Source organism: Cellulomonas flavigena DSM 20109 (genome assembly GCF_000092865.1).
In the GTDB taxonomy this organism is placed as follows: Bacteria; Actinomycetota; Actinomycetes; order Actinomycetales; family Cellulomonadaceae; genus Cellulomonas; species Cellulomonas flavigena.
The window spans coordinates 1,974,764-1,991,843 of record NC_014151.1 but is presented as its reverse complement, the minus strand read 5'-3'; the positions used below and the strand labels follow the sequence as shown (position 1 = coordinate 1,991,843).

Genomic DNA, 17,080 nt, shown 5'->3' with positions numbered 1-17,080 from the left:
GTCATCCCTTCGTGGGGGCGGGCCACGCAGCCGCGAGGGTCGCCCGGGTGTCGCCCAGCAGCGCCGGCAGCGCGCGCGTGCGCGCGACGACCGGCAGGAAGTTCGCGTCACCGCCCCAGCGCGGGACGACATGCTGGTGCAGGTGCGCCTGGATGCCGGCGCCGGCGACCTCGCCCTGGTTCATCCCGAGGTTGAACCCCTGCGGGGTCATGACGTCGCGCACCACGCGCATGGCCGTGCGGGTCAGCGCCGCGACCTCGGCGACCTCGGGCTCCGTGAGCTCGGTGTAGTCGGCCACGTGACGGTACGGGCAGACCAGCAGGTGCCCCGAGTTGTACGGGTAGAGGTTCATGACGACGTACGCCACCGCGCCGCGGTGCACGACGAGACCCGCCTCGTCGTCCAGCGTGGGGATGCGGCAGAACGGGCAGCCGTCGCCCGCGGCGTCGTCGACGGGCTTGTCCTGCCCGCCGATGTAGACCATGCGGTGCGGCGTCCACAGACGGTCGAGCCCGTCCGGCACCCCCGCGAAGGCGCCGGCGGGCTCGACCCCGACGTCGTCGGACGAGCTCATCGCTCAGACCTGGACGCGGTCGCGCACGGCCGCGACGATCCGCTCGACGGCCTCGTCGACGGGCACGCCGTTGTCCTGCCGGCCGTCGCGGTAGCGGAACGAGACGGCGCCGGCGTCGGCGTCCTCGCCGCCGGCGATGAGCACGAACGGGATCTTCTGCGTCGAGGCGTTGCGGATCTTCTTGCCGAACCGGTCGTCGGAGCGGTCGACCTCGGCGCGGACCCCCTGCGCCCGCAGCCGGTCCACGACCTGCTGCAGGTACGGCTCGAACGGCTCGGCCACGGGCACGGCCAGCACCTGCACGGGCGCGAGCCACGCGGGGAACGCGCCGGCGTAGTGCTCCGTGAGCACCGCGAAGAACCGCTCGATCGAGCCGAACAGCGCGCGGTGGATCATGACGGGACGCTGCCGGGTGCCGTCGGGCGCGGTGTACTCCAGCTCGAAGCGCTCGGGCAGGTTGAAGTCGAGCTGGATGGTCGACATCTGCCAGGTGCGGCCGATCGCGTCCTTCGCCTGCACGGAGATCTTGGGGCCGTAGAACGCGGCGCCACCCGGGTCGGGAACGAGCTCGAGGCCCGACGCCTCGGCGACCTCGCGCAGCGTCTCGGTGGCCTCGTCCCACACGTCGTCCGACCCGACGGACTTCTCCGGGTTGCGGGTGGAGAGCTCGAGGTAGAAGTCGTCGAGCCCGTAGTCCTTGAGCAGGTCGAGGACGAAGGTGAGCAGGCTGGTCAGCTCGTCCTTCATCTGCTCGCGGGTGCAGTAGATGTGCGCGTCGTCCTGCGTGAAGCCGCGTGCGCGGGTCATGCCGTGCACGACGCCGGACTTCTCGTACCGGTACACGGTCCCGAACTCGAACAGGCGCAGCGGCAGCTCACGGTAGGAGCGCCCGCGCGCGGCGAAGATCAGGTTGTGCATCGGGCAGTTCATGGGCTTGAGGTAGTAGTTCTGCCCCTGCCGCTTGACGTGGCCCTCGGCGTCGCGCTCCTCGTCGAGCTGCATGGGCGGGTACATGCCGTCGGCGTACCAGTCCAGGTGCCCGGAGATCTGGAAGAGCTGCTCCTTGGTGATGTGCGGCGAGTTCACGAAGGAGTAGCCGGCCTGCACGTGCCGGCGCCGGGAGTACTCCTCCATCTCCATGCGGATGATGCCGCCCTTGGGGTGGAACACCGCCAGGCCCGAGCCGATCTCCTCGGGAAAGGAGAACAGATCGAGCTCGTTACCGAGCTTGCGGTGGTCACGGCGCTCCGCCTCGGCGATGCGCTCGAGGTACGCCTTGAGCTCGTCCTTGGTGGGCCACGCGGTGCCGTACACGCGCTGCAGCTGCGGGTTCTTCTCGGAGCCGCGCCAGTAGGCGGCGGCCGAGCGGGTCAGCTGGAAGCCGTTGCCGATGAGCCTGGTCGACGGCAGGTGCGGGCCGCGGCACAGGTCCTGCCACACGACCGCCTCGGACTCCCGCCCCGCCCCGCGCACGTTCTGGTAGATCGACAGCCCGCCGAGGCCGACCTCGACGGACGCGCCGTCGGTGTCGCCGGCCTCGCCCTTGAGCCCGATGAGCTCGAGCTTGTACGGCTCGGCCGCGAGCTCCTCGCGCGCCTGCGCCTCGGTCACCTCCCACCGCCGGAAGGTCTGGCCCTCCTTGACGATGCGCCCCATGACCTTCTCGATCGCCGTGAGGTCCTCCGGGGTGAACGGGGTCTCGACGTCGAAGTCGTAGTAGAACCCGTCGGTGATCGGCGGGCCGATGCCGAGGCGCGCCTTCGGGTTGATCTCCTGGACGGCCTGCGCGAGGACGTGCGCAGCCGAGTGCCGCAGCACGGCGAGCCCGTCCGGCGAGTCGATGGTGACGGCCTCGACCGTGGTGCCGGCGGCCAGCGGGGCGGCCAGGTCCGTGAGCTCGCCGTCGACGCGCACGACGACGACGTCGCGGCGGTCGGCGAACAGCTCGGTACCCGTCGTCCCCTGTGCGACCGAGGTCTCGACGCCGTCGACGGTCAGGGTGATCTGCTCGGGCACGCTCGCCAGCTCCTCAGGTTCTGCCCGCGCCGCTGCTCACGGCGGGTCGGCGGTCGCCGACACGGGCCGGGACGATGCTACCGACCGGTGGGCAGGTCGGTCGGCACGTTCGCCTCGAGCTCGGCGAGCCAGGCGGCGGCCGACGCGTCCGACGGCATGCGCCACTCGCTGCGCGGCGACAGCGTGCCGCCGGCGGCGACCTTGGGCCCGTTCGGCAGGGCGGACCGCTTGAACTGGCTGGCGAAGAACCGGCGCACGAACACCTCGAGCCAGCGCCGCACCGTCGGCAGGTCGTACTCCGGGCGTCGGTCCGCGGGCCAGCCCGGCGGCCACGCGCCGGCCCGCGCGTCGTGCCACGCGTGCCACGCGAGGAAGGCGATCCGGCTGGGGCGCATCCCGTGGCGCAGCACCTGGAACAGCGCGAAGTCGTGCAGCGCGTACGGGCCGATCGTGTCCTCGGTGGACTGCATGCGCTCGCCCTCGCGGACGGGCACGAGCTCCGGGGAGATCTCCTGGCCCACGACGCGCAGCAGCACCTCGTTGGTCGCGTCGTCGAAGTGCCCCTCGCCCACGACCCAGCGGATGAGGTGCTGGATGAGCGTCTTCGGCACGCCGGCGTTGACCCCGTAGTGCGACATCTGGTCACCGACGCCGTACGTGCACCAGCCGAGCGCGAGCTCGGACAGGTCGCCGGTGCCGAGCACGATCCCGCCGCGCTGGTTGGCGGCCCGGAACAGGTAGTCGGTGCGCAGGCCCGCCTGCACGTTCTCGAACGTCACGTCGTACTGCTCGGCGCCCTCGCCCGCCGGGTGGCCGAGGTCGGCGAGCATCTGCCGTGCGGCGGGCCGGATGTCGATGGTCTCGGCGGTGGTCCCGAGCGACTGCATGAGCGCCAGGGCGGAGGCGAGCGTCGCGTCGGACGTCGCGAACCCGGGCATGGTGAACGCGAGGATGTCGCTGCGGGGCCGCCCGAGCCGGTCCATCGCGCGCGCCGCGACGATCAGGGCGTGCGTGGAGTCCAGGCCGCCGGACACCCCGATGACGATCTTCGCGCCGCCGACGGCGCGCAACCGCTGCTCCAGCGCGCTGACCTGGATGTTGTACGACTCGTAGCAGTCGAGCGCGAGCCGCGCGGGGTCGTCGGGCACGAACGGGAACCGGTCGACCGCGCGCCGCAGACCGACGTCACCGGGCGGCGGCTCGAGCGTGAAGGGGACGGTACGGTGCGACCCCCCGGCCGCGGCCAGGCCCAGGGCCCGACGGTTGTCGTCGAAGGTGCCCGTGCGCAACCGCTCCTGCCGCAGCCGGTCGAGGTCGACGTCCGCGACGGTGAGGACCTGACCGTCGGCGAACCGCTTCCCCTCGGCCAGCAGCTCGCCGAGCTCGTACACCAGCGTCTGCCCGTCCCACGCGAGGTCCGTGCTCGACTCCCCCTGCCCCGCGGCGGCGTAGACGTACGCGGCCAGGCACCGGGCCGACGCCGAGCGCACGAGCAGGCGCCGCTCCTCGGCGCGGCCCACGGTGACGGGGCTCGACGACAGGTTGACGAGCACCGTCGCACCCGCGAGCGCGGCGTGCGTCGACGGCGGCACGGGCACCCACATGTCCTCGCACACCTCGACGTGCAGGACGAGGCCGGGCAGGTCGGCCGCGGCGAACAGCAGGTCGGGGCCGATCGGGACCTCCTGGCCGGCGACCGTCGTGGTGCCGCGCACGTCGTCGCCGGGGGCGAACCAGCGCCGCTCGTAGAACTCGCGGTACGTGGGCAGGTAGGACTTCGGGGCGACGCCCAGCACGCGCCCGCGGTGCACGACGACGGCGGTGTTGAGCACGCGCGTGCCGTGCGCGAGCGGGGCGCCGACGACGATGACCGGCAGCAGCTCGCGGGACGCCTCGACGATCGTGGCGAGCGCGTCGCGCACGGCGTCGAGCAGGACGTCCTGCAGGAACAGGTCGTCGACCGCGTAACCCGACAGGCACAGCTCGGGCATGACGGCGACCGCGACGCCGTCGTCGTGGCAGGCGCGCGCGGCGTCGAGGACGGCGGCCGCGTTGGCCGCGGGGTCCGCGACGGTGACGGGGACGGTGCACGCAGCGACTCGCGCGAAGCCGTGGGCGTAGGCCGAGAGGAAGTCCACGTCGCGAGTCTGGCACGGCAGCCGGGCGCCGCGTCGCCGACCCCGGGGACGACGTAGGCCCCGACCGTCCGGTCGGGGCCTACGTCCGAGGGTGGGCGATACTGGGTTCGAACCAGTGACCTCCTCGGTGTGAACGAGGCGCTCTACCACTGAGCCAATCGCCCGCGGGGTTCATCACCCACGCTGCCTTCCGCGTCGCCGCCCGTGGGCGACGCGGATGATGCTAGCGGACTCCGGGCCGATCTCCGAACCGGGTCCGCCGACGCTGCGGAGCGTGCCCACGGTCGCTGCCGACAGGGTCACCCGGTCGCCGTCGCGGTGGTCGCAATGTCGGGTTCTGCACCCGGGAGAGCGATGTGCAACGTTTTCCACGGGATCTGAAAGGGTCCGGGCGGGTGAACTGTGGTCGAGCATCGGTCCAATGGGACATCCGTCCTGCCATGATGTGACATCAACAGGCCGTCAGGGCCTCACCATGCGACAGGAGGACCCGATGGCGGACACGTCCTACGACGTCATCGAGGTCGTTGCCATGCAGCTCATCGGCTCCGACGCCACCGTCATCCCGGTGTCCGCAGAGATGTGCTTCCGCACCAGCGACCCGTACACCGTGCGCGCCGTGTTCACCGGCGCCCACACGATGTCGACCTGGCTCCTCGGCCGCGAGCTGCTCGCCCAGGGCGTGCACGCCGTCGCGGACGCTCCCGCCGGCACGGGCGACGTGCAGGTGTGGCGCGACGACGACCCCGACTACACCCTCGTCTCGCTCTCGGGCGTCGAGGGCAGTGCGCTGCTCGCGGCGCCGACGGAGCCCCTGCTGCGGTTCCTGGCGGCCACCGAGTCGCTCGTGCCCATCGGTGCCGAGTCGGACAAGATGGAGGGCGAGATCACGGCGCTCATCGCGGCGCTGCTGACCGCCTGACGGACGGCTCCGCGCCGCCTCGACCCAGCCGGTCCCGCTCGCGCGGGGCCGGCTGTCGTGCGTCCGGGCGGCCGCCCACGCTCCCGGTCCGCTCGACCGTGCGGGTCAGGGATCGAGGTCCTCCGCCGCCCGCTGCGCGAACAGCCGTTGCGCGGCGAGCGACAACGGTCCCGCCGCCACGTCGACGTCGTCGAGCCGTACGACGGGCGTGACGTTGCGGATCGACCCCGTGAGCGCGAGGTGCGCGCGTCCGGCCGTGACCTCGTCGAGCACCTCCCAGGGCAGCTCGCCCGCGGCGGCCTCCCGCACCGGCAGGCCCGCCTCACCGCCCCACAGCAGCAGCAGCTCGCGCGTGACGCCCGCCAGGGCACCCGTCTCCAGGGACGGCGTGAGCAGCTCGCCGCCGACCTCGACGAGGACGTTGGAGCCGGTCCCCTCGCACAGGCGCCCGCGCGTGTCGGCCAGCAGGGCCTCGTCGGCGCCCCGGGCGCGCGCGTGCGCGAGCGCGACGACGTTCTCGCCGTACGACGTGGTCTTCAGGCCGGCGAGCGGCGACCGCTCGTTGCGCACCCACGGGGAGCGCACGGCGCGGGAGACGTCCATGGTCGCCGCCGGCCCGGCGACGACGACCACGGTCGGTCGCTGCTCGGCGGGCGCGTACCGGTGCGAGCCCATCGGCCCGGGGCCGCCGGTGACGGTGATCCGTAGGCGCCCGGCGTGATCGCCGGCCGCGGCCAGCACCGCGGCGACGCCCTCGCGGACCTCGTCGAGCGGCAGCGGCGGCATGCCCATGCCGCGCGCGGACCGCTCGAGCCGCGCGAGGTGCCGGGTGAGCGCGAAGGCGACGCCCCCCTGGACGGAGCAGGTCTCGAAGACGCCGTCGCCGACGGTCACGCCGTGGTCGACCGCCGTGAGCACGGGGTCCTCGGGTGCGCGCAGCCGGCCACCGGCCCAGATCGTCAGGTCCACGCGCTCATCCTTCCACCGTCGTGCCCGTCACCGGCTCGCGAGGGCGACGAGGCGGGCGGCCTTGAGCTCCGTCTCGGCCCACTCCTGCGCCGCGTCGCTCCCCCACGTGATCCCCGCGCCCGTACCGAAGCGCAGCACGCCGTCACGCCACCAGAACGTCCGGATGCCGACGGCGAGCTCCGCGACGAGGCGCCGGTCCGGCGCCACGTGCGCCCAGCCCACCAGGCCGCAGTAGGGGCCGCGCGGCACGGGCTCCAGCTCGTCGATCACCCGCAGCGCGGAGCTCTTGGGGGCGCCGGACACCGAACCCGGGGGGTAGGTCGCCGCCAGGACCCGCGCGAGCGCGTCGGGGGCGTCGCGCACGCGCGGGTCGAGGTCGCCCGCGACGGTCGAGACGAGGTGCACGAGACCGGGGTGCTCCTCGACGCCCAGGAGGTCCGTCACGCGCACCGTCCCCGGCAGGCAGACCTGCTGGAGGTCGTTGCGCACGAGGTCGGTGATCATGACGTTCTCGGCCCGGTCCTTCGCCGTCAGGCCCGCTGCCGTGGGCGCGGTGCCCTTGATGGGGCCGGAGGTGACGACGCCGTCGCCGACCCGCAGGAACAGCTCGGGGGACGCCGTCACGACCCAGGCGCCGGGCACGTCCGTACCGACCGGCACGTGCACGCCGCCGGCGTAGGGCGCCGGGTTCCCGGCGACGAGCCGGGCCGCCAGGGCACGTGCGTCGGGCTCGTCGGCCCCGTCCGGCGCGAGCGGCGCGGCCAGCACCCGGCAGAGGTTGGCCTGGTAGACGACGCCCTCGCGGACGTGCGCACGCACCCGCTCGACGGCCGCCACGTAGGCGTCGCGGTCGAGCGACGACGTCCATGCGTCCCGCGCGGGGCCCCGCCAGGGCGCGGCCGGGGTGGCGTCGGGGACGTCGTCCTCGACGTGCGCGAACCGCCAGGCGTCGACACGCCCTTCGAAGTCGCCGACCAGGGCCCACCAGCCCGGCGTGGCCAGCGCGTCGGGGCGCGCACCGAGCTCCGCGTGCTCGACCACGTCACGAGCGCGCCGCCCGGCGAACCACGCGGTGCCGGGCACGGCACGGCCGGGGGGCGTCGAGGCGGTCGGCACGACGCCCAACGTACTGACCCGTACGTGCCGGACGCTGCCGCGGTCCGCTCGCCGGACAGCGTCCACGGTGTCTCCGGAGTCGTCCGACGACACGCGAACGGGTGCCAGTTGGACTCTCGCCGATGTTGTCGTCTAGAGTCTTCGACGCACCAGGAACGCCGGTGAAACGGCGGGACTGACGTTGCGGACGTGGCTCAGTGGTAGAGCATCACCTTGCCAAGGTGAGGGTCGCGGGTTCGAATCCCGTCGTCCGCTCGGAGGCTATCCCCTTCGGCTCCCAGCCGTTGTGGACTGCGGTCTCAGCGGTGGAGTGGCCGAGAGGCGAGGCAGCGGCCTGCAAAGCCGTATACACGGGTTCGAATCCCGTCTCCACCTCGTAGTGCACTCCCTCATGGGCGATTGGCGCAGCGGTAGCGCGCTTCCCTGACACGGAAGAGGTCACTGGTTCGATCCCAGTATCGCCCACCAGCAAGGCCCCAGGTCATCGACCTGGGGCCTTCGTCGTGCGCGACGGAGGACGCGGCGCGGCGGGCGACGCACCCGCCCCGCCGGGGCTCGGGGTCCCTGTCAGGCGGCCCGGTGCCTCCGTCGCGCGGCGACGCCCGCGAGACCGCCGAGCAGGAGCAGGACAGCACCGGCGGCCACCGGCGGCCACGTGGTCCCGGTGACGGCGAGCTGGGAGGAGTCCGCAGGCGCAGCCACCGTGATCGTCCGCTCCCACCAGACCACCCCGTCGACGATCCCCCACAGGCGCAGGAGGTGCGGCCCGGGCGCGAGCGGCGCCGGCATGCGGACGTCGATGTCGACGGGTCTGCCGCCCTCGTGCACGACGGGCGACGCCAGGCCGTCGATGCAGGCGACGAACCACAGCCGGTCGTACTCGTTGAAGGAGGTCCCGACGTCGCTCGGCTCGGTCAGCGTCAGGCGGGCGACGCCGCCGGGCACCGCGCCGTCGCCGCCGCGGAGCTCCCGTACGCCTGCAGGGTCACCGGACAGCGCGCTGCAGGCCGCACCGTTCGACCGGGGCTCCACCGGTTCGGCCGTGACCGTCACCGTCGTGCTGAGGCGTGCGGGGTCGCGGCCGAACGCGTCCTCGGAGCCCTCGTAGAAGAGCACCCCGACCGGGTACGTCCCTGGAGACGTCCCCGGGGGAACGTGCAGGAGGAACAGTGCGACGTCGTCGGCGACCACCATCGCCTCGGCGTCCCCGTCCGGCTGCCAGGGGGCGCAGCTGACGAAGGTCTCCCCCGAGCCGCCACCGATGAGCGCCTGCGGCCACTGGTCGAACCCGGTGAGCACGCCGAGCACGGACGATCCCGCCTCGACGGTCGGCGTGTCGAGGACCAGCGTCCCGTCGGTCGCCGCCGGGAACGGCCGCTCGCAGGAGGGCCGGTCGTCCTCGACGACGGTGACGGTCCGCTCCCACCACCGCAGCCGACCGTCCCCGCCGGCCCACAGCCGCACGGTATGGGGTCCCGGGGCGAGGCTCACGGGGAGGGCGACCTCGACGTCGCTCGGCATGTCGGCGACGTCGCTCCGGATCGGGACTGCCCGGCCGTCGACGCAGGCGACGAACCACAACCGGTCGACCCAGTTGAGGTGGTAGCCGCTGGTGTCGTGACCGGTGAGCGAGAAGTGGGCCGGCCGGCCGGCGACGACCTGCTCGTCGCCCACCAGCTCGCCGGCCGCCGGGTCTCCCGGCAGCGCGCACGCGACACCGGTGGACGGCACCGGCCAGCGCTCGGTGGTCACCGTGAGCGTCGTGCTCAGCCGCCGGGTGCCCGCCGGCGGGAGCGGCCCGGCCGGGTCGTGGAACAGGACGCTCACCGGGTAGGTCCCCGGCGGCGTTCCCGGTGGGACGTCGACGAGGAACAGACCGACGCCGGTGTCGACGGGCATCAGCTCGACCTTGCCGTTCGGGGCCCACGGCGTGCAGCTCACGAACGTCTCGCCCGAGCCGCCGCCGATCGGGTACGTGGGCCACTCGTCGAAGTCGGACAGCACGGCGAGCGCCTGCGTGCCCTGCTGCACCGTCGGGGTGTCCAGGGTCAGCGTGCCGTCGGTCGCCACGGGGAAGGGCTGCCCGCAGTACGGCGTGACCGCTGCTGCGGCGACCGGGGCGGACATGAGCGCGACGAGGGCCGACACGGCCGCTGCAGCGACGGCGGCGTGGAGGACGACCCGCGAGCGCGTGTCCATCTCTCGACGCTAGATCGCGCCGCGGCGACGGCGGAAGGGACGTAGGGCCTGCGCCCTCGGCAGCCCCATGGGTGGTCCGCGAAGGTGCTCCGCCCCGGTCCGGGTGCCGGGTCGCACGGCGACTCACCGGCGCAGTCGGGGCTCCCAGCGCTCCCAGGGAGGCATGACGTCCCACTGGCGACGCAGCGTGCGGAACGCGCGCCCGAAGCGCTGCACCCACTGGCGTCCAGGTCGCAGCGAACGGGCGGAGACCTCGACGCGCCACGTGCGGTCCACGACGACGCGCAGGTCGGGGCCGAGGGCCAGGGCGAGGTCCAGGTCGTCGTGCACGTCGGCGGACCGCGTGACCTGGTCGCGCACACGCCGCCAGTCGTCGGCGCGGAACGCTGCCGAGGAGCCCCACAGCACGGGGTGGCCGGCGGCGAGGTGGCCGAGGCCGTAGTAGGCGCCGAGGTACGCGTGGGCCAGCAGGGCCCCGCCCGGTCCACGCAGGTCGAAGCGCCCCACGCCGCTGACCGCGTCGACGTCCGCGTCGGCGAGGACGCGCGCCGCGTGGGCGACCCACTCGGGCCCCGGGCGCGTGTCCGCGTCGAGCCGGAGGATGAGCTCGCCGCGGGCGGCGTCGTACCCGGCCGCCGCGGCGGCAGGGATACCGGGGCGCGGCTCGAGGACCACCCGTGCTCCGTGCTGTCGCGCGACGAGCGCGCTCGCGTCGGTCGAGCCGTTGTCGACGACGACGACCTCGTCGGGGCGTCGCGTCTGGCGTCCCAGCAGCGTGAGGCACGCGTCGAGATGGTCGGCGTCGTCGCGGACGGGGATCACGACCGAGACGGTCGGGCCCACGGCAGGAGCCGGCGGCCGCGGCTGGGTGGTCCGTGCGACGACGGGCTCGTCGGCGTCGACCCTGGTCACCGGTTCACCGGTGGCGTGCGTGCTCATGGGGTCGATCCTCACGGGCGCGGGGCCGCAGGGCCAGCGGGTGGCCGGGTGAGTCGTCCGCACGGCCGCCGGGCGTCGCCGACGAGGTCGCGTCAGGCGCCCGCCGACGCGACGGTCGAGGACCACGTCGCCGCGGCCTCGGCGGACACCTCGTCGTACCTGTCGAGCGCGATCTGCGCGAGCCTGGGGTCCGGCGCCAGCGGAGCCGCGACGACGTCGGCGCCCGCCTCGCGCACCCGGTCGAGGAAGAAACCGGGCGCGAGCAGGTACGAGGCGACGACGACGCGACCCGCCGCGCCGAGCCCCGCGCGCGCGTCCGCGACCGCCACCGGCACACGAGGGTGCGCCCCGGAGCCGTACCCGACGGTCACGGGACGCCCGAGCCGTGCGGCGAGCCCTGCGACGACCTCACGGACCGCGGTCGCGGCGTCGGGGTCGCTCGACCCGGCTGCGGCGACGACGACGGCGTCGTCAGGGCGCAACCCTGCGGCCGCGAGCCGCTCGGCGAGGATCTCCACCAGGCGCAGGTCCGGGCCCATCGGCCTGCCGGCCGCCGCACCGGGCCGGTCGACCGCCTCGGCGACGTCGGTCTTGACGTGGAAACCTGTCGAGAGCAGCAGCGGCACGACGACGGCGGGAGCATCGCGCAGGGCACCGGTGACCACGTCGGGGAGCTCGGGCTGCTGGACGTCGACGAACGCCTCGCGCACGTCGAGGTCCGGTCGGGTGCGGGCGACGTCCGCGAGGATCGTCGCGATGGCGGCACGACCCTCGAGGTTGTCGGTGCCGTGCGAGCAGCCCACGAGGACGGGCACAGGGGTCGCGGTCATGCCTGCTCCTGGAGCTCGAGCCGGTAGCCGCGCTTGACCACCGTGCGGATGAGCGCACGGCTGCCGGTGGCGTCCCGCAGCCGCGCGATCGCGACCTCGGCCGCGTGCGGGTCGGACGATACCCCCGGCAGCACGTCGAGGACGCGGTCACGCGGGACGACCGAGCCGCGCGCGTGCGCGAGCAGCCGCAGCACCTCGAGCCCGGTGCGCGACAGCGGCAGCACGCGCCCGTCGAGGACGGCGGCGCCGCGGCGCACGCGCAGCTGGCCCGCGACGGTGTCGAGTGCCTCGAGGCCGCCGTAGTGCGTCACGACGGCGCGCACGAGCGAGCCGAGCCGCCCCCGGTCCGGCACGAGCGGGTCGATGCCGACGTCGACCAGCGGCTTGGCGGTGACCGGTCCGACGGCCGCGAACACCACCGCCCCGGACGTGTGGCGGCGCAGCACGCCGTCGAGCGCGTCCGCGTCGCGTGCCGCCGCGACCCACGCCGCGGCGCCGGGCGCCGACGTGAACACGACGGTGTCGATCTCGCCGTCGGCCACCGCGCGGGCGGAGTCGCGGACGAGGTCCGGGTCGGGCGGCGGACCCCACCGGTAGACGACGAGGCTGCGCACGCGCGCCCCGGCCGCGGCGAACGCCTCGTCGAGGCCGTCCGCGCCGGCGCCGTGGTGCTGGATGACGACGTCGCGGCCGGCGACGCCCTCGTCGAGCAGCACCTCGGCGATCTCGGCGCTCGTCTCGGACTCCGCCACCCAGTCGGCGCTCAGCCCGGCGGCCTGGATGGCGCCGCGCGCCTTCGGGCCGCGGGCCACGATGCGGGTCGTGGCCAGCACCTCGAGCAGACGGTCCGCGATCCCGGCGGCGTCGGCTGCCTCGACCCACCCGCGGAAGCCGATGCCCGTGGTGACGACCACGGTGTCCGGCGGGTCCGCGAGCAGGTCGCGCGTGCGGGCGAGCAGCAGGGCGTCGTCGGTGTGCGGCACCATCCCGAGCGCGGGCGCGTGACGCACCGTCGCGCCACGCCGCTCGAGCGCAGCGCGCAGCTCGGCAGCCCGCCGGTCCGCCGTGACGAGCACGACGCACCCGGCCAGCGTCTGGTCGATCATCTCCCCCGTCACGCGCCCATTCTCGCCGGATCGGCGGCATCGTGTGGCACCGGTCCGTCCGGCGGGGCCTCCTGCGGGGCGTCGAGCAGTCCCGGCGCGGCCACGGCCCCGAGCACGACGACCGCCGGCGCGCGCAGGCCGCGGGCCACCGCGACCGCCGCGACCTCGTGCAGCGCGGCGCGTGTGACCCGCTGGTCCTCGAGCGTCGCCTGCTCGACGACGGCGACGGGGAGGTCCGGATCGACGCCCTGCGCGAGCGCGTCCCGCACGAGACCGGGCAGCGCTGCGACGCCCATGAGGACGACGACGGTGCACGAGCGCTCGCGCAGCCCGGTCAGCGCGGCCTGCGACCAGCCGTCGGTGCCGTTCATGACGTGCACGGCACCGACCACGCCGCGGTGCGTCAGCGGGATGCCGGCCGACGCCGCGGCCGCGAACGCGCTGCTGACGCCGGGGACCACCGTGACGGGGACACCGGCCGCACGGCACGCGAGGACCTCCTCGCCCCCCCGGCCGTAGACGAACGGGTCACCGCCCTTGAGGCGCACGACGAGCCGGCCGCGCTGCGCCTGCTCGACCAGGATCCGGTTGATCTCGTCCTGCGGCACCGGGTGGTGGCCGGGGGCCTTGCCGACGTCGATCACCTCGACGTCGGCGGGCAGCTCGTCCAGCACGTCGGTCGGTCCGAGACGGTCGGCGACGACGACGTCGGCCTCCGCGAGCGCGCGGCGTCCCGCGACCGTCAGCAGCCCCACGTCGCCCGGGCCGCCGCCCACGAGCACGACGCGACCGCGGTCGGCCGTGGCCCGCCGGCGGCGCAGGTCCACCTCACCGGCACGCAGGTGGGCCGCGAGGCGGTCGCGCACCTGGACGCTGCGGCGCGGGTCGGCACCCGTGGTCGAGACGACGCCGACGAGCACGTCGCCCGCCCGCGTCGTCGCAGGCGTGCGCGCGGTGCCGGACGCGGGGCGTCGTGGCCCGCCCGCGTCGACGCAGAAGACCCGCCGCGCGGTGGCCCACGCGACGACCGCGGCGTCGGTGGACCGCTCCCCCGTGGCCGTGTGCACGAGCCACGCGCCGTCGAGGTCGGACTCCTGCACCTCGCGGTCGGACCAGCGGGCACGGCCCGCCACCACGAGCTCCGCGAGCGGCTCGCACACGTGCGGCGCCACGACGTGCACGCGCGCGCCCTCGTCCGCGAGCGCCTCGGCCCGTCGCGCCGCGACCGGACCGCCGCCGACCACGACGACGGGACGGTCGGCCAGCTCGACACCGAGCAGGGCGGTCACGTGCCGCTCCCGGGGACCGCGACGCGCACCTCGCCGTCGACGACCTGCACGGGCCACGTGCGCAGGTCCGGCGACCGGCCCTCGGCGGGCGTCTTGCCGGCCGGGTCCAGGCACGTGCCGGTGCGCAGGTCGAACACCTGCTTGTGCATCGGCGACGCGACGGTCGGCACGTCCTCGCCGTCGATCCGACGGGTGCCGACGATGCCGCGCGCGAGCACGTGGGCGTCGCTGAAGGGGTCGTGCTGCTGCACGGCCCGGACGGTGCCGTCGAGCAGCCGGAACAACGCGACCTGGGTGAGCACCGGTGCGCCGTCGACCTCGTCGGGGACGAGGGCCGCGGCCCCGCGCTCGGGCGCGAGGTCGGCGAGGCGGCACACCGTGAGCCACGTGGTGGCGCGTTCGTCGAGCGTCGTCATGACCGGACCTCCAGGGTGGTGCCGGCGACGAGCACGGCGCGCTCGTCGGCGGTGGCAGGGCGCACCTGGCCGCGCTCGGGCACGTACGCCAGCGAGGGGTCGGGCACGTCGGGGGCGTTGACGAACGACGCGAACCGCTTGAGCTTCTCGGGGTCCTCGAGGGTCGCGCGCCACTCGTCCTCGTACTCGGCGACATGACGTGCCATCTGCTCGTCGAGGTCCGCGCAGATGCCCAGCGAGTCGTCCATGACGACCGCGCGGACACCCTCGAGGCCGCCCTCGACCTCCTCGACCCACGGCGCGGTGCGCTGCAGCCGGTCCGCGGTGCGGACGTAGTAGAGCAGGAAGCGGTCGATGGTGCGCACGAGGGTCTCGGTGTCGAGGTCCTCCGCGAGCAGCTTGGCGTGCCGCGGCGTGAAGCCGCCGTTGCCGCCGACGTAGACGTTCCACCCCTTGTCGGTCGCGATGACCCCGACGTCCTTGCCGCGCGCCTCGGCGCACTCGCGCGCGCAGCCGGACACGCCGAGCTTGATCTTGTGGGGCGAGCGCAGACCGCGGTAGCGCAGCTCCAGCATGACGGCCAGGGCCACGGAGTCCTGGACGCCGAACCGGCACCACGTGGACCCGACGCACGACTTCACGGTGCGCAGCGACTTGCCGTACGCGTGACCCGACTCGAACCCGGCGTCGACGAGGCGCTGCCAGATCTGCGGGAGCTGGTCGATCCGGGCGCCGAACATGTCGATCCGCTGCCCGCCGGTGATCTTGGTGTAGAGCCCGAAGTCGCGGGCGACCTCACCGACGGCGATGAGCCCGTCGGGGGTCACCTCACCGCCCGGCATGCGCGGGACGACCGAGTACGAGCCGTCCTTCTGCAGGTTGGCCATCACGTGGTCGTTGGTGTCCTGCAGCGCGGCGCGCTCACCGTCCAGGACGTGCGCGGGAGCGGTGGTCGCCAGGATCGACGCGACCGCCGGCCGGCAGATGTCACAGCCGCGGCCGTGCGTGCCGAACCGCTCGACGACCTCGGTGAACGTGCGCAGTCCGGCGACCCGGACGGCGTCGTACAGCTGGGCCCGCGAGAGCGCGAAGTGCTCGCACAACGCGTTGCTGACCGTCACCCCGAGCTTGGACAGCTCGGTCGACATGAGCTTCTTGACCAGCGGGAGGCAGGAGCCGCAGCTGGTGCCGGCGCGCGTGCACGCCTTGACGGCGCCCAGGTCGTGGCAGCCCTCCTCCGCCACGGCGTGCCGGATGGTGCCGGCGGACACGTTGTTGCAGGAGCAGACGCCCGCGTCGTCCGGCAGCTCGAGGTCCGGGGCCCCCGCTCCGCCCTCCGGGAGCAGGAACGCGGCGGGGTCGCCGGGCAGCTCGCGGCCGACCATCGGGCGCAGGCTGGCGTACGCGGAGGCGTCGCCGACGAGCACGCCGCCGAGCAGGGTGCGGGCGTCGTCGGACATGACGAGCTTCTTGTAGACGCCGGCCACCGGGTCGGCCCAGACGACCTCGAGCGCTCCGGGCGTGCGGGCGAACGCGTCACCGAAGCTCGCGACGTCGACGCCGGCGAGCTTGAGCTTGGTCGCCGTGTCGGCGCCCGGGTAGACGGCGCCGCCGCCGAGCAGCCGGTCGACCGTGACCTCGGCCATCGTGTAGCCGGGCGCGACCAGGCCGATGCAGGCGCCCTGGATGCAGGCCACCTCGCCGACTGCCGAGACGTGCGGGTCCTCGGTGAGGCACGTGTCGTCGACGACCACGCCGCCGCGCTCGCCGATCGGCAGGCCGCACTCGCGCCCGAGCTCGTCACGGGGGCGCACGCCGGCGGCCACGACGACGACGTCGGCGTCGAGCCGCGTGCCGTCGGCCAGCTCGACGCGCCCGACCCCGCCGCGACGGTGGGGTACGACGCGCGTCGTCATCGACTGCGTGCGCACGCCGATGCCGAGACGGTTGACCAGGCGGCGCAGCGCCTCGCCGCCGCCCAGGTCGACCTGCGCCGACATGAGGTGCGTGTCGACCTGCAGGACGGTCGCGCGGGCACCCAGCGCGTCGAGCGCGCCGGCCGCCTCCAGCCCGAGCAGCCCCCCGCCGAGCACCACCCCACGCACCTGGCGCTGGTCGGACAGGTGCGTGACGTAGCCGCGCAGGGCCGCGACGTCGTCGAGCGTGCGGTAGACGAAGACGCCGTCGAGGTCGGCACCCTCCATGGGCGGCACCCAGGCGTACGAGCCGGTCGCCAGCACGAGGTGGTCGTAGGCGAACGTGCGTCCCGACTCCGTGGTGACGACGCGCGCCTCGCGGTCGACCGCGACGGCCTTGTCGCCGCGCACCAGCGAGACGAGCGGGTCGTCCCACAGCGCGGGGTCGCCCAGCCCGAGCTCCTCGGGCGTACGGCCGGAGAAGTAGCTGGTGAGGGCCACGCGGTCGTACGGGCGGCGAGGCTCCTCGGCGAGCACCGTGACCCGCCACGTGCCTGCGGTGTCGCGGTCGCGCAGCGCCTCGACGAGGCGTTGCGCCACCATGCCGCCGCCGACGACGACGAGGTGACGGGGGTCCATGAGGCCTCCAG

The 17,080-nt window shown here is 74.4% G+C and carries 13 protein-coding genes and 4 tRNA genes; 4 read left to right on the top strand and 13 right to left on the bottom strand.

The genetic code is table 11. From position 1 onward, the window contains the following. Position 1: 1 nt before the first annotated feature. The 4 genes from CFLA_RS09025 to CFLA_RS09010 all read right to left on the bottom strand — a co-directional run bounded on the left by CFLA_RS09025 (position 2) and on the right by CFLA_RS09010 (position 4,892). Positions 2-574 carry an HIT family protein gene (locus CFLA_RS09025; protein ID WP_013117015.1) on the bottom strand — a complete coding sequence of 191 codons (573 nt, stop codon included), beginning with the start codon at positions 572-574 and terminating at the stop codon, positions 2-4. Positions 575-577: 3 nt separating this feature from the next. Beyond that, on the bottom strand, positions 578-2,590 hold the full coding sequence (thrS, locus tag CFLA_RS09020) for a threonine--tRNA ligase (protein WP_013117014.1): 2,013 nt from the start codon (positions 2,588-2,590) through the stop codon (positions 578-580). Positions 2,591-2,667: 77 nt separating this feature from the next. Further along, a complete protein-coding gene (locus CFLA_RS09015; RefSeq protein WP_013117013.1) occupies positions 2,668-4,728 on the bottom strand; it encodes an NAD(+) synthase in 2,061 nt (686 codons plus the stop codon). Between the two features lie 92 nt (positions 4,729-4,820). Continuing rightward, positions 4,821-4,892: transfer RNA gene (locus CFLA_RS09010), tRNA-Val, on the bottom strand. Between the two features lie 329 nt (positions 4,893-5,221). Between CFLA_RS09010 and CFLA_RS09005 the strand changes: the two genes are divergently transcribed. Continuing rightward, positions 5,222-5,650: an SsgA family sporulation/cell division regulator gene (locus CFLA_RS09005; protein WP_013117012.1), complete on the top strand. Its 429-nt coding sequence runs from the start codon at positions 5,222-5,224 to the stop codon at positions 5,648-5,650. Positions 5,651-5,755: 105 nt separating this feature from the next. Here the strand turns inward: CFLA_RS09005 and CFLA_RS09000 are convergent, their stop codons facing one another. Further along, positions 5,756-6,619, bottom strand: coding sequence for an aminotransferase class IV (locus CFLA_RS09000; RefSeq protein WP_013117011.1), 864 nt, complete (start codon positions 6,617-6,619; stop codon positions 5,756-5,758). Positions 6,620-6,646: 27 nt separating this feature from the next. Then, complete coding sequence (locus CFLA_RS08995) at positions 6,647-7,744, bottom strand: chorismate-binding protein (protein ID WP_052302824.1); 1,098 nt, start codon at positions 7,742-7,744, stop codon at positions 6,647-6,649. Between the two features lie 174 nt (positions 7,745-7,918). Between CFLA_RS08995 and CFLA_RS08990 the strand changes: the two genes are divergently transcribed. The 3 genes from CFLA_RS08990 (at position 7,919) to CFLA_RS08980 (ending at position 8,203) form a co-directional block, all read left to right on the top strand. Continuing rightward, a tRNA-Gly gene (locus CFLA_RS08990) sits at positions 7,919-7,990 on the top strand. A 49-nt stretch (positions 7,991-8,039) separates the two neighbouring features. Next, positions 8,040-8,110: transfer RNA gene (locus CFLA_RS08985), tRNA-Cys, on the top strand. Positions 8,111-8,128: 18 nt separating this feature from the next. Then, positions 8,129-8,203, top strand: a tRNA-Val gene (locus CFLA_RS08980). Positions 8,204-8,302: 99 nt separating this feature from the next. Here CFLA_RS08980 and CFLA_RS08975 read toward each other — a convergent pair. The 7 genes from CFLA_RS08975 to nirB all read right to left on the bottom strand — a co-directional run bounded on the left by CFLA_RS08975 (position 8,303) and on the right by nirB (position 17,069). After that, on the bottom strand, positions 8,303-9,934 hold the full coding sequence (locus CFLA_RS08975; RefSeq protein ID WP_013117009.1) for a hypothetical protein: 1,632 nt from the start codon (positions 9,932-9,934) through the stop codon (positions 8,303-8,305). Positions 9,935-10,057: 123 nt separating this feature from the next. Continuing rightward, the gene (locus CFLA_RS08970; RefSeq protein ID WP_013117008.1) at positions 10,058-10,873 is read right to left on the bottom strand and encodes a glycosyltransferase family 2 protein; all 816 of its coding nucleotides are present in this window, start codon (positions 10,871-10,873) and stop codon (positions 10,058-10,060) included. Between the two features lie 92 nt (positions 10,874-10,965). Then, positions 10,966-11,703, bottom strand: coding sequence for a sirohydrochlorin chelatase (locus CFLA_RS08965; RefSeq protein ID WP_013117007.1), 738 nt, complete (start codon positions 11,701-11,703; stop codon positions 10,966-10,968). Then, positions 11,700-12,809, bottom strand: coding sequence for a uroporphyrinogen-III synthase (locus CFLA_RS08960; protein ID WP_013117006.1), 1,110 nt, complete (start codon positions 12,807-12,809; stop codon positions 11,700-11,702). Before CFLA_RS08960 ends, CFLA_RS08965 begins: the two co-directional genes overlap by 4 nt. A gap of 8 nt (positions 12,810-12,817) precedes the next feature. Further along, positions 12,818-14,098: a uroporphyrinogen-III C-methyltransferase gene (gene cobA, locus CFLA_RS08955; protein WP_013117005.1), complete on the bottom strand. Its 1,281-nt coding sequence runs from the start codon at positions 14,096-14,098 to the stop codon at positions 12,818-12,820. Then, positions 14,095-14,514, bottom strand: a complete 420-nt coding sequence (nirD, locus tag CFLA_RS08950; RefSeq protein WP_013117004.1) for a nitrite reductase small subunit NirD — start codon at positions 14,512-14,514, stop codon at positions 14,095-14,097. The genes cobA and nirD overlap by 4 nt, the downstream gene beginning before the upstream one ends. After that, on the bottom strand, positions 14,511-17,069 hold the full coding sequence (nirB, locus tag CFLA_RS08945; protein WP_013117003.1) for a nitrite reductase large subunit NirB: 2,559 nt from the start codon (positions 17,067-17,069) through the stop codon (positions 14,511-14,513). The genes nirD and nirB overlap by 4 nt, the downstream gene beginning before the upstream one ends. Positions 17,070-17,080: the final 11 nt, after the last annotated feature.

Coding starts and splice junctions, on each gene's coding strand:
- CFLA_RS08970 (WP_013117008.1), bottom strand. CDS start 10,873: ATGAGCACGCACGCCACCGGTGAACCGGTGACCAGGGTCGACGCCGAC.
- CFLA_RS08975 (WP_013117009.1), bottom strand. CDS start 9,934: ATGGACACGCGCTCGCGGGTCGTCCTCCACGCCGCCGTCGCTGCAGCG.
- nirB (WP_013117003.1), bottom strand. CDS start 17,069: ATGGACCCCCGTCACCTCGTCGTCGTCGGCGGCGGCATGGTGGCGCAA.
- nirD (WP_013117004.1), bottom strand. CDS start 14,514: ATGACGACGCTCGACGAACGCGCCACCACGTGGCTCACGGTGTGCCGC.
- CFLA_RS09005 (WP_013117012.1), top strand. CDS start 5,222: ATGGCGGACACGTCCTACGACGTCATCGAGGTCGTTGCCATGCAGCTC.
- CFLA_RS09025 (WP_013117015.1), bottom strand. CDS start 574: ATGAGCTCGTCCGACGACGTCGGGGTCGAGCCCGCCGGCGCCTTCGCG.
- CFLA_RS08960 (WP_013117006.1), bottom strand. CDS start 12,809: ATGATCGACCAGACGCTGGCCGGGTGCGTCGTGCTCGTCACGGCGGAC.
- CFLA_RS08965 (WP_013117007.1), bottom strand. CDS start 11,703: ATGACCGCGACCCCTGTGCCCGTCCTCGTGGGCTGCTCGCACGGCACC.